Source organism: Kitasatospora sp. NPDC034533, assembly GCF_055575155.1.
The window spans coordinates 1-14,833 of the sequence record NZ_JBVITE010000082.1 but is presented as its reverse complement, the minus strand read 5'-3'; the positions used below and the strand labels follow the sequence as shown (position 1 = coordinate 14,833).

16 protein-coding genes are annotated in these 14,833 nt (G+C 73.7%); 5 read left to right on the top strand and 11 right to left on the bottom strand.

Going from position 1 to position 14,833, the window contains the following annotated elements; translation table 11 throughout:
- Positions 1 to 54 precede the first annotated feature (54 nt).
- Positions 55 to 630, top strand: coding sequence for a helix-turn-helix domain-containing protein (locus ACZ55U_RS35115; RefSeq protein WP_465532934.1), 576 nt, complete (start codon positions 55 to 57; stop codon positions 628 to 630).
- Here the strand turns inward: ACZ55U_RS35115 and ACZ55U_RS35110 are convergent.
- The 3 genes from ACZ55U_RS35110 to ACZ55U_RS35100 all read right to left on the bottom strand — a co-directional run bounded on the left by ACZ55U_RS35110 (position 578) and on the right by ACZ55U_RS35100 (position 3,338).
- Positions 578 to 1,570, bottom strand: a complete 993-nt coding sequence (locus tag ACZ55U_RS35110) for a dihydrodipicolinate synthase family protein (protein WP_465532932.1) — start codon at positions 1,568 to 1,570, stop codon at positions 578 to 580. The two genes, ACZ55U_RS35115 and ACZ55U_RS35110, sit on opposite strands and share 53 nt — an antisense overlap.
- A gap of 1 nt (position 1,571) precedes the next feature.
- Positions 1,572 to 2,372, bottom strand: coding sequence for an aldolase (locus ACZ55U_RS35105; RefSeq protein WP_465532930.1), 801 nt, complete (start codon positions 2,370 to 2,372; stop codon positions 1,572 to 1,574).
- Positions 2,373 to 2,648: 276 nt separating this feature from the next.
- Positions 2,649 to 3,338, bottom strand: coding sequence for a TetR/AcrR family transcriptional regulator (locus tag ACZ55U_RS35100; RefSeq protein ID WP_465532928.1), 690 nt, complete (start codon positions 3,336 to 3,338; stop codon positions 2,649 to 2,651).
- 148 nt (positions 3,339 to 3,486) lie between these two features.
- Between ACZ55U_RS35100 and ACZ55U_RS35095 the strand changes: the two genes are divergently transcribed.
- Both ACZ55U_RS35095 and ACZ55U_RS35090 read left to right on the top strand, forming a co-directional pair.
- Complete coding sequence (locus ACZ55U_RS35095; RefSeq protein WP_465532926.1) at positions 3,487 to 4,977, top strand: MFS transporter; 1,491 nt, start codon at positions 3,487 to 3,489, stop codon at positions 4,975 to 4,977.
- 194 nt (positions 4,978 to 5,171) lie between these two features.
- The gene (locus tag ACZ55U_RS35090; RefSeq protein WP_465532924.1) at positions 5,172 to 6,236 is read left to right on the top strand and encodes a 2,3-butanediol dehydrogenase; all 1,065 of its coding nucleotides are present in this window, start codon (positions 5,172 to 5,174) and stop codon (positions 6,234 to 6,236) included.
- Between the two features lie 110 nt (positions 6,237 to 6,346).
- Here the strand turns inward: ACZ55U_RS35090 and ACZ55U_RS35085 are convergent, their stop codons facing one another.
- The 5 genes from ACZ55U_RS35085 to ACZ55U_RS35065 form a co-directional block, all read right to left on the bottom strand.
- A complete protein-coding gene (locus ACZ55U_RS35085) occupies positions 6,347 to 7,375 on the bottom strand; it encodes a S41 family peptidase (protein WP_465532922.1) in 1,029 nt (342 codons plus the stop codon).
- Positions 7,376 to 7,549: 174 nt separating this feature from the next.
- The gene (locus ACZ55U_RS35080; RefSeq protein ID WP_465532920.1) at positions 7,550 to 7,753 is read right to left on the bottom strand and encodes a hypothetical protein; all 204 of its coding nucleotides are present in this window, start codon (positions 7,751 to 7,753) and stop codon (positions 7,550 to 7,552) included.
- Positions 7,754 to 7,769: 16 nt separating this feature from the next.
- Complete coding sequence (locus ACZ55U_RS35075) at positions 7,770 to 8,120, bottom strand: hypothetical protein (protein ID WP_465532918.1); 351 nt, start codon at positions 8,118 to 8,120, stop codon at positions 7,770 to 7,772.
- A 92-nt stretch (positions 8,121 to 8,212) separates the two neighbouring features.
- Positions 8,213 to 8,710 (bottom strand): phosphoribosyltransferase, encoded by a 498-nt coding sequence (locus ACZ55U_RS35070; protein WP_465532916.1) that lies wholly within the window; start codon positions 8,708 to 8,710, stop codon positions 8,213 to 8,215.
- 104 nt (positions 8,711 to 8,814) lie between these two features.
- A complete protein-coding gene (locus ACZ55U_RS35065; protein WP_465532947.1) occupies positions 8,815 to 9,258 on the bottom strand; it encodes a nitroreductase family deazaflavin-dependent oxidoreductase in 444 nt (147 codons plus the stop codon).
- Between the two features lie 415 nt (positions 9,259 to 9,673).
- Between ACZ55U_RS35065 and ACZ55U_RS35060 the strand changes: the two genes are divergently transcribed.
- Together ACZ55U_RS35060 and ACZ55U_RS35055 are read left to right on the top strand one after the other, a co-directional pair.
- Positions 9,674 to 10,915, top strand: coding sequence for an alpha/beta hydrolase family protein (locus tag ACZ55U_RS35060; protein WP_465532914.1), 1,242 nt, complete (start codon positions 9,674 to 9,676; stop codon positions 10,913 to 10,915).
- 174 nt (positions 10,916 to 11,089) lie between these two features.
- Positions 11,090 to 11,563 (top strand): DUF5680 domain-containing protein, encoded by a 474-nt coding sequence (locus ACZ55U_RS35055; RefSeq protein ID WP_465532912.1) that lies wholly within the window; start codon positions 11,090 to 11,092, stop codon positions 11,561 to 11,563.
- Between the two features lie 118 nt (positions 11,564 to 11,681).
- On the opposite strand, the gene ACZ55U_RS35050 is transcribed toward ACZ55U_RS35055, so the two are convergent.
- From ACZ55U_RS35050 to ACZ55U_RS35040, 3 genes are all read right to left on the bottom strand, one after another.
- Positions 11,682 to 12,857, bottom strand: a complete 1,176-nt coding sequence (locus tag ACZ55U_RS35050) for a ParB/RepB/Spo0J family partition protein (protein ID WP_465532910.1) — start codon at positions 12,855 to 12,857, stop codon at positions 11,682 to 11,684.
- The gene (locus ACZ55U_RS35045) at positions 12,857 to 13,516 is read right to left on the bottom strand and encodes a ParA family protein (RefSeq protein WP_465532908.1); all 660 of its coding nucleotides are present in this window, start codon (positions 13,514 to 13,516) and stop codon (positions 12,857 to 12,859) included. Before ACZ55U_RS35045 ends, ACZ55U_RS35050 begins: the two co-directional genes overlap by 1 nt.
- Positions 13,517 to 13,812: 296 nt before the next feature.
- Positions 13,813 to 14,682, bottom strand: coding sequence for an EamA family transporter (locus tag ACZ55U_RS35040; protein WP_465532906.1), 870 nt, complete (start codon positions 14,680 to 14,682; stop codon positions 13,813 to 13,815).
- Positions 14,683 to 14,833: the final 151 nt, after the last annotated feature.

Here is a 14,833-nt window from a genome sequence, read left to right as displayed (position 1 = left end):
CGCCCGGGCCGGGCCGATAATGGACCGGACGATTCCGCGGGTGAGAGGTGGCGCATGGCCAGCAGGTTGCGGGTGCTGAGGCAGCAGAACCGGCTCAGCCTGGAGGCGCTCGCCGAGCAGGTCGGGGTCACCAAGAGCTACCTGTCCAAGGTCGAGCGCGGGATCAGCGAGCCGTCGATCTCGACGGCGCTCAAGCTGGCCCACGCGCTGAAGGTCGACGTCGGCCGGCTCTTCTCGGACGAGGTGGAGCCGGAGCTGGTCACCGTGGTGCGGGCCGGCGAGCGCACCCCGATGGGCGGCGGCTCCGACTCGGGGGCCTCCCGCTACGAGGGCATCGCGACCGGCCTCAGCGGCAAGCGGATGGTGCCGTTCGTGATGCACCCGCCGACCGAGCCGGTGGACTCGCCGTTCAAGTCGCACGCGGGCGAGGAGTTCTTCTTCGTCCACGCGGGCAGCGCCGTCCTGGAGTTCCCCGAGCACAGCGTCGACCTCGGCCCCGGGGACAGCGTGTACTTCAACTCGGCGCTGCCGCACCGCTGTCGGAGCACCGGGCCGGAGCCGGCCGAGATCCTCGTGGTCATCCACGACGACCCGGCCGGCCCCTCGGACCGGGTGCCCACCCTGCCCTGACGCCCTGGCCGACCCGGTCCGGGGCCGACCGGCCGTCAGACCGGAGCCGGGCAGGCCCCGCCTCCGCGAGCAGCGCGGCCAGTCGCGCCGTCCCGGCCTCGTCCAGCGGCAGCAGCGGGCGCCGGGGCTCGCCGACGTCCAGGCCGCACAGCGCCAGACCCGCCTTCACCGTGGTCGGCAGGCCGCCGTCCAGCAGGAACCGCAGCACCGGCAGCTGCCGGTAGAACACCCGGCGGGCCTCGTCCAGGTCGCCGTCGCGCACCGCCCGGTACAGGTCGAGGGTGAGACCGGGGATGACGCAGGGCGCCGCCGTGCACCAGCCGGCCGCGCCCGCCGCGAACGCCTCCAGCGCCAGCGGGTTGGAGCCGTTGTAGAACGGCAGTGCGCCGTCGGAGAGTTGGGTGAGCCGGTGCATCCGCTGAATGTCGCCGCTGCTCTCCTTGACCATGGTGATGTTCTCCACCCGCTCGACCAGCCGGTGCATGAGCTCCGGGCTGAGGTCGACGCCGGCGGTGGCGGGGTTGTTGTAGATCATCAGCGGGATGCCGACGGCGTCGGCGATCTCGGTGTAGTGCCGGGTGATCTCCCGTTCGTCCAGCTTCCAGTACGAGAGCGGCAGCACCATCAGCACGTCCGCGCCGGCCTGTTCGGCGAACCGGGCGCGGCGCACGGCGCTGCGGGTGGTGAGGTCGGCGATGCCGACGACGGTGGGCACCCGGCCCGCGACGGCCGACACCGCGGCCTCGGCGGCGGCGTACCACTCCTGGTCGTCGAGGTAGGCGCTCTCGCCGGTGGAGCCCAGCGGGGCGACGGCGTGGCAGCCGGAGCGGACCAGCCGGTCGATCAGCTCGGTGAGCCGGCCGAGGTCGAGGCCGCCGTCGGCGGGTGAGAACGGGGTCACCGGGTAGGCGATGATCCCCTCCAGGGCGGTGGCGTCCATCTCAGTTCTCCTTCCGGCCGGTCAGGGCGTCGCCGTGGCCGGCCCGCAGGGCGCGGCGGGCGTAGTAGGCGAAGTTCGCCTGGCCGCGCTTGGGGGTGGAGGTCCAGTCGTGCGCCTCCTTGGCCAGCAGCTCGGGGATCTCCTGGATCTTCCCGGCGGCACTGGCGAGCAGCTGGAGCCTGGCGGCCCGTTCGAAGAGCAGGGCCAGGGTGCAGGCCTCCTCGACGGTCGCGGTGGCGACCAGCTGGCCGTGGTGGGCGAGCAGCAGCGCGCGCTTGTCGCCGAGGGCGGCGGAGATGATCTCGCCCTCCTCGTTGCCGACCGGAATGCCGGGCCACTTCTCCAGGAACGCGCAGTCGTCGTAGAGCGGGCACATGTCCATGTGCGAGACGACCAGCGGGGTCTCCAGCATCGAGAGCGCGGAGATGTGCAGGGGGTGGGTGTGGATGACGCAGTTGACGTCGGGGCGGGCCCGGTAGACCCAACTGTGGAACCGGTTGGCCGGGTTGGCCATCCCGTCGCCTTCCAGGACGTTGAGGTCCTCGTCGACGAGGAGCAGGTTGTCCTCGGTGATCTCGTCGAAGCCGAGGCCCAGGCGCTGGGTGTAGTAGGTGCCGGGGCGTTCGGCCCGGGCGGTGATCTGGCCGGCCAGCCCGGAGTCGTGGCCGGCGTCGAACAGGATGCGGCAGGTCAGGGCGAGCTTCTGGCGCACCGTCCAGTCGTTGTCGGGGATCGCGCTGCGCATCCGCTGGTGGGCCAGGTTCACCAGGTCGGTCTTGCCCGTCTCGAACGTGTCGGCCATGGCCGTGGTTCTCCTTCGCTCGTCGGTCGCGGCGACCGCTTCGGTCGCGGCGGTCGTGTCGGTCGCGGTGGGTGGTGACTTCGGTCGCTTCGGTCGCTTTCGGTCGCGACGGTCCCCGGGGCGTCGGTCGCGGGCACGGAGCACCGCGAAGGCCCGGCGCGAGGACACACGATTCACTTTAGGACACCTTGTGTCCTCGCGTCGAGCGTTCGACTCGGCCGTCAGCCGGAGGGAGCGCTCGCCCCGCGACCGGCCGTCACATGCCCCGGAAGGGCCTCAGCCCCGGCCCGCGGCCACCAGCCCGTCGATCAGCGCCGCCAGGGCGGTGCGCAGTTCGGCGCAGTGGGCGCCCGGCCCCCGGTAGGGGGCCGTCGCCCGGGCGAGCGCCAGGGCGGGGAGGGTGCGGGCGTCGGCGGCGGCGATCGAGTCGGCCCGGGGGTCGGGCCGGCGCCGGCGGTCGACGGGGTGCTCGGAGAGCAGTTCGCCGACCAGGAGCTGCCAGCAGGAGCGGTAGGCGCAGGCCGCGCGCGGGGGCTGGAGGCCGGCGGCCATCAGGTCGGCCAGGCAGGCGTCGACGAAGGGCAGGGCCTTCGCGGACGCGAGCTCACCGCGGACGAGGACCTGCGGCACCCAGGCGTGCCGGGCGAGGAAGTCGTGGGCGTCGAGGAGCCTGCGCAGCAGCCGCGCGGTGGCGGTGTCGCCCGGGACGTCCACGGGCATCCCCTCGGCGATCTCGTCCAGGACGGCGAGCAGCAGGCTCTCGCGGTCGGCGACGTGCCGGTAGAGCGAGGCGGCGGCGGTGTCGAGCTCGGCGGCGACGGCGCGCATGGTGAGCGCGTCGATCCCGTCCCGTTCGATCAGCCGCCGCGCGGCGGCGACGACCGCGCCCGTGGTGAGCCCGGGGCGCGAGCGCCGTGAGTGGGGGCCGGGGCCGCCGAGTCCGCCGGCCGTGCGCTGCTCTGCCATTCCGTCATCCTGCCACTCCCGCCGTTCCTGCCCCGCCTGCCACGGCCGCCGTTCCTGCCACGCCTGACAAGGCGTCCACCTGCGCACTTGCGACGAAAGTTAAGTAAGGCTTACCTTACGCGAACATCGTTCGCATCTGGAGGTGGCCGTGCCCCGATCAGCCCTGCCCTCATCGTCGACGACCGCGCCAGGGGCGCCGTCCGCCACCGCCGCGCGCGGACCCGGGCCGTCCGGAACCCGCCCGGGCACGGTGCTGGCCACGGCCTGCCTCTGCCAGCTGATCGTGACGCTCGACGCCAGCATCGTGAACATCGCGCTGCCCGCGATGGGCCGCTCCCTCGGCTTCGGCGACGGCGCGCTGCCCTGGGTCGTCAACGCCTACGCGCTCGCCTTCGGAGGCCTGCTGCTCCTGGGCGGGCGCGTGGCCGACCTGGCCGGACACCGCCGGGCCCTGCTCGCGGGCCTGGCGCTGTTCGGGATCGCCTCCGTGCTCGGCGGCCTCGCGCAGACCCCCGCCCAGCTGATCGGCGCCCGGGCCGGGCAGGGCGTGGCCAGCGCACTCCTCGCGCCGATCAGCCTGACGCTCATCATGGTCACCTACACCGAGGGGGCGGCCAGGGCCCGGGCCCTGGGCATCTGGTCGATGGTGACGGCCGCGGGCAGCGCGCTGGGCGTCCTGCTCGGCGGCGTGCTCACGGACCTGCTCGACTGGCGGTGGGTGTTCTTCGTGAACGTCCCGCTGGTCGCGCTGGCCGCGCTGCCGGCCGTGCGCTCGGTCGCTGCCTCCCGCCCGAAGCGCGAAGGCAGGCTCGACCTGGTCGGCGCGGTGCTGGGGACCGGCGCGATGAGCACCCTCGTCTACGGCCTGATGGAGACCGACCGCCACCCCTGGACCTCGACCCGGACCCTGGCCACGCTCGGCGCCGCCGTCCTCCTCGGGATCGCGTTCCTCACCTGGGAGGCCCGCTTCGCCTCCGCGCCGATCGTGCGGCTCGGGGTGCTGCGCAGCCGCACGGCGTGGGTCGCGAGCCTGATCGTCACCCTGATCGGGGCGGCGATGCTGGTGGGCTTCTACTTCTGCTCGCTGCACCTCCAGAACGTCCTGCACTACGGGCCGCTGGCGGCGGGCGCCGCGTTCCTGCCGTTCTGCGCGGGCGTGATGGCCGGCAGCATGGCGGCCGGACGCCTCGGCGCCCGGTTCGGAGGCCGGGCCACACTCACCACCGGGCTGCTGCTGGCGGGGCTCGGCATGCTCTGGTTCGGCGGACTCGGCGTCGACTCCGGCTACCTGACCGCCTTCGTGGGCCCGTCGGTGGTCACCAGCACGGGCGTCGGCATCTGCATGGTCGCCAACACGGCGATGGGGACGTCGGGTGTCGCCCCGCACGAGGCAGGCCTGGTCAGCGGGCTGCTCAACGCCGGGCGCCAGTGCGGCGGCAGCATCGGCTTGGCCGTGCTCTCCTCCCTGGCGACGGCTGCCACCCGGGACGCGGCGACGGCGGGGCGGGGAGCGCTGGAGTCGCTCGCGGCCGGCTACGACCGGGCGTTCGTGGTCACGGCCGTCCTGCTGGCCGCGGCCGCACTGATCGCGGTGCTGTTCGTCCCGGCCCCGCCCCGCGAGCCGGCCCCGAAAGCCTGAGCCCGCGCCCCCCACGGCCCTCGTTCACCGCACCCCCTCTCGCCCCCCGGTGCCGGGCGCGCCGCCGCGTCGATCCGGACCTTCAGGAGTAACGTTTAAACGTCAACTTAAATCCGCCAGACGAGGCACAGGCCTCACTGCGCGCCACGACCCTGTACGGGCCGCGAAGACACCAGGTGGAGAGGACAACGCCCATGAAGGCCGCACGCTACTACGACCGCGGTGACATCCGCATAGAAGAGACACCGGAGCCCCCGGTCCGTCCGGGCACGGTCGGCATCGACGTCGCGTACTGCGGGATCTGCGGCACCGACCTGCACGAGTACCTCGACGGGCCGATCTTCGTCCCGCCGGCGGGCCACCCGCACCCGGTCTCCGGCGAGGCCGCCCCCGTGACCCTCGGCCACGAGATGTCCGGCGTGGTGTACGCGGTGGGCGAGGGCGTCGAGGACCTGAAGCCGGGCGACCGCGTCGTCGTCGAGCCCTACATCCTGCGCCCCGACGTCGACACCAGCGAGGACAACCCCGTCTACCACCTCTCGCCCGACATGAACTTCATCGGGCTGGGCGGCCGCGGCGGCGGACTCGCCGAGAAGATCGTCGTCGAGCGCCGGTGGGTCCACCCGGTCGGCGACGTCCCGCTGGACCAGGCGGCCCTCATCGAGCCGCTGTCGGTCGGGTACCACGCCTTCGAGCGCTCGGGCGCCAAGGCCGGCGACTTCGCCCTCGTCGGCGGCGCCGGCCCGATCGGGCTGCTCACCTGCGCGGTGCTCAAGGCGATGGGCGTCGAGGTCGCGGTCTCCGAGCTCAGCTCGCTGCGCCGGCAGAAGGCGCTGGACACCAAGGTCGCCGACCACGTCATCGACCCCGCCGTCACCGACGTGGCGGAGGAGGTCCGGCGCCTGACGGGCGGCAAGGGCGCGGACGTCGCGTTCGAGGCCACCTCCGTCAACGCCGTCCTCGACACGCTGTTCGACGCCGTCAGGCCGGGCGGCGTCATCACCGTCATCTCGATCTGGGGCAAGCCGGCCTCGCTCGACATGCAGAAGCTCGTCCTCAAGGAGGTCGACCTGCGCGGAACGATCGCCTACGTCAACTCCCACCCCCAGACCATCAAGCTGGTGCAGGAGGGGCGCGTCGACCTGGCGCCGTTCATCACCAAGACCATCGGGCTGGACGACCTCGTCACCGAAGGCTTCGAGACCCTCATCCACCACAACGAGACGGCCGTGAAGATCCTGGTCGACCCCCGGCTGTGACACCCGGCGGGGTGCGGCGCAAGCCCGTGCCGCACCCCGCGCCGGTCACAGCGGCCACCCTCGGAGGGAGCGCGGTCGCCTCCCGCTGACCGCCCATCGGGACAGCACGCCTAGGCACTGCCGCAGGACGCCTGCCGCCCGAGCCAGCCCGTCGCGGCGGTGAGGGTCGGGTCCCCGTCCTTGCGGATGTCCACGGTCTCGTCCGGCGCGATCGGCCCCTCGTGGATCCGGCCCGTGCGGTCCGCCTCGGCGGCGCCGGTGAGCAGGACCACCGCGCCGTCCGACAGGCGGTGCACGGCGTTGCCGGTGGGCACCCCGTAGGTGCGCGAGCCGAAACTGCGGGTGTCGGGGCGGCCGATGAACGCGATGGCGACGGCCTCGCCCGCGCTGCCCGTCCCCGGGCCGGTGAGGACGGCGACGGGCGCGCTCCGCGCCGCGTCCCCGCCGGCCGCTGCGTCCCCGGGGGGCTCCGCTTGTGGAGTCCCGTCCAGGAACGGCACGCCCTCGCGCACCGACCAGACGCTGCGGGTACCGTCCGCCGTGACGAAGGCCCCCACCGGGCCGTCCCCGAGCAGCGGAGCCGCCACCGCCAGCGGCGCCCACATCCCTCCCCCGCTCTCCCGGCGCAGGTCCACCACCCAGCCGCAGGCGGTCACCCCGGCCACGGCGGCGCGGCCGCGGGCGACGTACTCGGCGTAGGTGCGCTCCGAACCGTTCACCGCCGGAAGGGTCAACCTGGCCATTCCGCCGGGGAGTTGTTCGACCGTCGGGGCGTCGACGGTCGCGGGGTCGGCGTCCACGGCCGCCGCCTCGCCGGGCGGGTAGAACCGGCTGTGGCCGTCCCCGAGAGCCGCCACCGCGCCGCCGAGCGCCGCGTGGGTGTCGGCCGCCGTCCGCGCCCCGGCCGCCCGCGCGAACGCCTCGCCCCGGAGCTTCGGCCAGTCCACCGTCGCCGTGTTCAGCGACTCCCGCTGCAACAGGTCCAGCGCCTCCGACAGATAGCCGCGCGCCTGCGCCGACATGCCCCCGGGCTCCCCGGAACCCGCCGAGCCACCCGAAGCGCACCCCGCGACCAGCGCCAACGCGCCCGTCACCACCCCGGCGGCCCGCACCACCCCGACGATCCGCACCGCTTTCATCAGCGCCCCCTCCCGGTTCGTACCGCCCCCATTCCTACCCCACGAACCGGGAAGCGGCTACGGCCGGGAGCCCCGCCCTCGGCCGCCGCTGCCCGGCTTCCGCCGGCCCCGGTGCCGCGTCCGGGCGGCCGGGCCGCGCGGGTGCGCTCGCCACGGTGCGCCCCGGCCGGCGGCTCAGTCGTGGAGAGTGACGTCCGGAAGGGGCCGGCCCTCGGCGTCGAACAGCGGGGCGCCGCAGTCGCAGTGCTCGCCGGCCAGGGTCTCGGCCGGCGGCAGCTCCCAGACCAGCATCCGCGAGCAGCCCGGGCAGCTCAGGCTGACCAGGGTCGTGTCGGGCTCCGAGCCCCAGGCCCGCACCGGGAGGCCCTCGTACGTCAAGGCGACCGGCTCCTGCTCACCGGCCGGCGCGACCAGGACCTCGTAGCGCGTCGGTGCCGTTGTCCCACACCAGGAGGACGCAGCCGAGCTCCGCCAGCACCCCGGCCAGGTGATCCAGCTGACGGACCGGGAGGTCACCGCGGCGCAGCGCCGGGTCGGCCTCGGCCTCCCGGCGGACGGCGTCGGTGTCGACACCGGTCGGCTCCACCCCGAAGGCCCGGACCCGGCCGGCCACGAACGCCGCCAGCAGGCCCGGCTCGTCCTCACCGGTCCAGTCCATCGTGAACATCACACTGTCGACCCCGACCCCTGCGGCCCGCTCGCCGGGGGTCAGTACCAGCTGTTCCAGCTCTTCCGCTTCCGTCACGGCGATCACGCTAGCAACTGCCGGTCGGCGGCCGGGAGTCGGGGACCGCACCCGCTGCCGGGGGCCCGGCTCGGCCTCGAAGCCGTGTCCGGTCAGGCGTCGAGCACCTGGCCGTCGCGCCGGACGACCGGGCCTTCCGTCGACCAGGGGAACTCGATCCAGTCGTCGGTCCTCTTCCACACGTACTCGCACTTCACCAGGGAGTGCGACTTCTCGTAGATGACGGCGGAGCGGACCTCGGCGACGTGGTCGAGGCAGAAGTCGTGCACCAGCTTCAGGGTCTTGCCCGTGTCGGCGACGTCGTCGGCGATCAGGACCTTCTTGTCGGTGAAGTCGATCGCGGCGGGCACCGGCGCCAGCATGACGGGCATGTCGAGCGTGGTGCCCACGCCGGTGTAGAACTCGACGTTCACCAGGTGGATGTTCTTGCAGTCCAGCGCGTACGCCAGGCCGCCCGCCACGAACACCCCGCCGCGGGCGATGCTCAGGACGAGGTCGGGCTCGTAGCCGTCGTCGGCGATCGTCTGCGCGAGTTCGCGCACCGCCCGCCCGAAGGTCTGGTAATCCAGGGTCTCTCGCACATCGGTCACGGCGACCAGTGTCCCCGGCCGCCGACGAGGCGGCGAGCACCGGCGCGCTCGGCGGCGGAAGTGTGGCGCTTCCCACCCTGGTCGGAACCTGCCCGCGGGGCCTGTCAGCGCGCGGGCTCCAGCACGAAGACGGGGATCAGGCGGTCGGTCTTCTCCTGGTACTCGGCGTACGGCGGGTACGCGGCGACCGCCCGCTCCCACCACTGGGCCCGCTCGTCCCCGGTGACCTCGCGGGCCGCCATGTCCTGGCGCACGGGCCCGTCCTGGAGCTCCACGTGCGGGTCGGCCGTGACGTTGAAGTACCACTCCGGGTGCCGGGGGGAGCCGCCCTTCGAGGCCACGGCCGCGTAGCGCCCCTCGTGCTCCACGCGCATCAGCGGGCTCTTGCGGATCCTGCCGCTCTTCGCGCCGCGCGTCGTGAGGATGACGACGGGCAGGCCCGTGTCCCCCAGCGTCGTCCCCCGCGTGCCGCCCGAGCTCTCGTACAGCTCGACCTGGTCGCGCACCCACTGTGCCGGACTCGGCTCGTACTCGCCCTCAAGCGGCATCGCGTCCACCCGTCGTCGTCGTGTCATGAAGTGCGCGTCATGAAGTGCGGTGCCCGACCGCCGGCCGGGTGAAACGCCGGGCGCCCACGGCGGGCGGCGACGGTGATCGCCGGGCCCTTGGTCCCACTGCGGTCGCGGGCACCTCCGGCGCGAGGAAGCATATCCGCTCCCGGCGCCCCCGGCCCGCCCGCGCCACGCGACTCGTGCCAAGGGCCGCTCCACCCGCAGGAGCACAGAGCGGCCGCCGGGCGTACCGGATCCGCCGTACGCCCGCTGCCCGCCGCCCCGCCATGTGGCCGGGACCGGCGAAGCCGCCGTCCTCCCCGGAGGCGATGCGCCGCTACATCCGGGAGATGACACCCTCTCAGCCTTCGCGGCGAGGCCGGAACAGCCTTGCGCGGCCTACCGTTTGGGCATGAACAGACTCCGTCCAACCGCCGTGGCCACCACCGCACTCGCCCTGCTCCTGCCGCTGTCGGTCGCCGGGGCGGGTTCGGCGTTCGCGGCCCCCGGGCCCGCCGGCGCCGCGCCTGCCGCCCATGCCACTCCTGCCACTCCTGCCGCCCATGCCTCCCCTGCCGTCACCGCCGCGCGGACGTCCGCCGCACAGCCGGACCTGCCCCGCCCGACGGGGCGGCACGCCGTCGGCCGCGGCACGCTGCACCTCGTCGACGAGAACCGCCCGGACCCGTGGGTGCCCTCCGCGGGCGCCCGGCAGCTGATGGTGTCGATGTACTACCCGGCCCGTCCCGGGACGGGCGGCCCGGCGGCCCCGTACCTGACCGCCGAGGAGGCCCGGCTGCTGCTGGACTTCCAGGCGCCCGGCGCCGACCTGCCGGCCGAGGCGGCCACCGGCCTCCACCCCTGGGCGCGCACCGGCGCGAGCCCGGCGCCGGGCAGGTTCCCGCTCGTCGTCCTCTCCCCCGGCTTCACCCTCCCGCGCGCCACCCTCACCGGCCTCGCCGAGGACCTGGCGAGCCGCGGCTACGTCGTCGCCGCCGTCGACCACACCTACGAGACCTCCGGCACCACCTTCCCCGACGGGCGCACCCTGGCCTGCGCCATCTGCCACGACGGGGACGACAACAGGATTCCGGCCGTCCCCCCGAGCCGGGCCAAGGACATCTCCTTCGTCCTCGACCGGCTGACCGGCCCCCGCCCCGCCTGGCCGCACGCCCGCATGATCGACCGGGACCGGATCGGCATCGCCGGGCACTCCATCGGCGGCAACTCCGCGGCCACCGCCATGGCCGCCGACCGCCGGATCCGCGCCGGGGTCAACATGGACGGCAAGTTCTTCGACCCCTTCCCCGCCGGCGGACTGGACGGGCGCCCCTTCCTGCTGCTCGGCGACCAGTCCGTCCACGACACCTCGGGCTGGGACACCACGTGGGGCGAGGCCTGGGCCCGCATGGACGGCTGGAAGCGCTGGCTGTCCGTGACCGGCGCCGACCACGGGAGCTTCACCGACGGCCCGCTCATCGAGGCCCGCGTGGGCCTTCCCGCCCCCGAGGCGACGCTCACCCCACCGCGCGCCGAGAAGATCACCCGGACCTACGTCGGCGCCTTCTTCGACCTCCACCTGAAGGGCATCCCCCAACGACTCCTCGACCGCCCGTCGCCGGCCTACCCGGAGGTCACCTTCCAGCACCCCTGACGGACCCCCCCCCGGGGCGCCCTGCCCGGCCCCGGGAGCACGGTGCACGGGCGCCGACCGGCCGAAGTCCCGGCCAGGCCGGTGCCGCCCGTATACCGATCACGGGCGGGGAAGCGGCCGCTGCCTTGGCCTCCCCGGCGGATGTGTCAGTGATGGCTGGTAAGAAAGCGGGCCATGTACACCGACCCCGGCTCAGCCGAATTGCAGGCCTTCATCATCCGGGCCAAGTCCGCCACCTACGCGGGCGGTGGCGGCCAAGTGGCGGCCACCCGCCTCGCCTCGCACGATCTGGAGCACCGCGAAGGGGAACTCGTCTACCGGGACAGCTACTTCGGCGGTACCGACTTCCTCGGGCAGGAGACCGTCCACTTCCGGGACCGCCCGGTGTGGGGCATGAACTACTACGGCTACCTGCTCACCGACGGCATCACCGCCTTCACCGCGGGCGAGACCATCAAGGCCGCCCTCACCGCCCTCTACGCCGAAGGCCGCTTCCTCGGCGGCTTCCGGTACGAGGCCGCCGGCCTCACCTATGTCGACGAGACCGTCGGTACCGTCGACCGTTTCCGGGGGGTCGAGCACATCCTGACCTCTGACGGACGGCGTGCTTACGAACTGCGTTACCACGGCGGCCGCATCCTCGACTGACAGTGGTGAGCGCCCGGCCGACGGCCCTCACCCCCACTCCGGTGGCGAGGTCCGTGGCCGGACACAGCGGTGTCCCGCGCCCTCCCGGGTGGGCGGGGCGCGGGACACCGTGGGTGGGTCAGGCGCCCGTCGTCAGGAGGCGGTTGGCGAGGGCGTCGGCGAGGCGGTAGGCCTCGTCGGCGGAGAGGGTGCGGCAGATGGCGTCCGCCAGTTCCTCGACGTTGTGCCAGTCGACGGTGCCGAGTTCCGCCTCCGGGGAAGCCGCGGAAGCCGGGGAGACCGCGGGAGCCGGCGCCGGGTCGTCCGACGGGGTGGCGACGGCCCGCTGTTCCGGCATCGGGAGCGGCTCGGAATTTTCCGCGGAAAATCGGTCGGGGCGCTGAGCGGGCTCAGGGCTCGCGGCCGAGGCGCCGGCTGCGGGCTCGGGTGCGGGCTCCGGGCGCGGGGCCGCCGGAGCCGGCTGGGCCGCAGGAGCGGGCGCGGGCACCGCGGCGGGCTGCGGCGCGGGAGCGCCGACGGTCGCCTTGGGGGCGGCGGCCGCGGCCTTGGCCTCCGCCTTCGCCGCCCGCCTGGCCACCACGGCCTCGGCGTCGGCCTGGAGCAGCTGCTCCAGCTGCGCCGTCTGCTCGGCCAGGGACATCGCCTCGATGCCCTTCACCGATCCGAGCCGGCGGGCGACGTTGATGGAGACGCCCTCCTCGCCGCGAGCCTTGGCCCGGACCTGCTGCTGGAGGTCGGGGTGGAGCTTGAGCAGGTTCTTGCGGTGCGAGATCCAGCTCTGCGACCAGCCCTCGGCCTCGGCGGCCTCCTTGGCGGTGGGGTACTGCGCCACGATGAGCAGGACCGCGTTGGCCTCCTCGATCGGGTCGAAGTCCTTGCGCGCCATGTTCTCGTCGAGCGCGGCCCGCAGCAGGGTCGCCTTGGACTCGGCGACCGAGTCGTCCACAACGACGAGCAGTTGCTCCCGCCCGTACAACTCGGCGGCCGCCCGGCGGCGGTTGCCGTTGACGACGATCACGTCCTGGGGGCCGGCGCCCAGCGTCTGCCGGTCCTCCGGCCACAGCCGCAGGTAGGCCTCCGGGGTGACGGCGAGGCAGCTCTGCAACTGGCGGTCCTTGATGCTCGCCAGGTCGGAGAGGTCGCCCAGCTCGTCGCGGGGGTTGCGCGGGTTGGGCCGGCAGTTGGCGGTGGGGATCCACCGGGCCGCCGGGTTGTCGTTGGCGCTGTCCACCCCGGGGGCGTCGACCACCGGGTCGGCGGCCATCGAGGCGAAGGAGACGCGACGGCCTGCCATCAGCGACCTCCGTAACCGAGTTCGAGGGACAGCCGGAAGAAGTCCTCGCGGGCCCGGTAGGCGGTGCCGCTCTCCTTGTACTGGGTGACGACCGTTCCCTCGGCCACCGCCCGCGAGTGGATCTTGTACCGGCGCAGGACGGTCTTGGCGCGGGGCCAGCCCTTCGCGGCGATGTACGCCTCGGTGTCCTCCAGGTCGGCGCGCCCGTCGCGCGGGTCCCAGTTGTTGACGACGACCCGGAAGGGGATGTCCATCGGCTCGATGACCTTCTTGATGGTCCGGGCCGTCGGGTCGAAGCACAGCGGCTCGGTGATCATCGGGACCAGGACGTCGTCCGCGATCTCCAGCGCCCTGCGCAGGATCTCCTCGTCGGCCAGGGTGCCCGGCGTGTCGATGAAGATGTGCTGGTACTCGTCCTTCTCGCCGAGGACGTCGAAGGTGCACGCCGCGAGGTTGACCGTGGTGGTGGTCTTGCCCACGCCGCCCTTCTGGTTGGCGATGACGTGGATCTTCGCGCCGGTGTTCTTCAGGTTCACCAGCTGCTCGGCATGCTCGTGCGCCGCCATGAAGTCGAAGGGCAGGTTGTCGCCCACCCGCTCCGCCCAGACGACGGCGGACCCTTGCGGGTCGGTGGACACGACAAGCACGGATGGCTTCATGATGTTCCGTTCTCTCCGTGGGCTTCCCGGGCCGAGTGCCCGGTACTGCGGATGTCCGCCGCGCGAGCCGTGGGCAGGCGGACGGGGAACAGCATTCCAGATGATCAGCCCGAAACCCGACACGACCCGCCCGTGCCGGAGCAACGATCCGAACACGAAATGGCGGGCCGTGCCGGGCTGGACCTCCCGGGAATTCGCTCCGCTCAGCCGCCCTGACCTGCGAACTCCGGGAAACCCCAGGCGCCGTGGTGCGCCGTCGACAGGGGGGGGCGTCGAGGCGTCAGGCCCCTTGGCCGTCAGTTCCAGGCGAGCAGGACGACGCTGCCCAGCGCCAGGACCACGCCCAGGTGCTGCACCGGGCGGATCCGCTCCTTGAGGACGATCCGGGCGAGGAGCACCGTGCTGACGGGGTAGAGGGAGGCCAGCAGGCCGATGACGGCCAGGGTGCCGTTGCGCACGGCGACCAGGTAGAGGGCGCTGGAGGCCATGTCCAGCAGTCCCGACAGCGGGGCGATCAGCGCGACGTTGCGGGGCAGCACAGGGGCCCGGCGCGCGAACAGCGCGGCGATCAGCAGCATCGTCAGCGAGGCGCAGCGGGTCCACACCAGCGGCCACAGGCTGGTGTGGGTGGGGGCGCGCTGGAGGAAGACGAAGTAGAGGCCGAAGCCGGTGCCGGCCAGCAGCGCCCAGACGACGGCGCCGGCGGCCTTGGAGCGGCGCCGGGCCCGCTCCTCGGCGGTCTCGGGGGCGGCGTCCGCGTCCGGGGCCTCGGCCGGGTCGCCGCCGGTGAGCGAGACCAGCAGGACGGCGACGAGCGCGGTGGCGATGCCGATCACGCCGAGCAGGGTGAGGTGGTTTCCCGTCAGCACGCCGGCGATCACCGGCAGCGCGGCCGCGGCGGCGGCCGTGGTGGGGGCGACCAGGCTCATCACCCCGGAGGCCAGTGCCCGGTAGAGCAGGACCGCGCCGATGCTGCCGCACAGGCCGGCCGCGGAGCCCCAGACGGCGTCGTGGACGCTGGTGCCGGTGGTGGACAGCAGTCCCGCGAGGGCTAACGCGGTGACCAGTCCGGCGACGTTGGACCAGAACACCACCGAGGTGGCGCGGGCGTGCTTGGTGGCCAGGCCGCCGGTGAAGTCGGCGGCTCCGAGGACCATGGCGGACATGAGGGCCAGGATCACAGCCAACGGGGGTGCCTCCAGGAGGGTAAGCAGGCAGCGGGGGGGGGAGCGGGGGGGGGGGGGGGGGGGGGGGGGGGGGGGGGGGGGGGGGGGGGGGTGGGGGGGGGGGTGGGGGGGGGGGGGGAGGAGGGGAGGC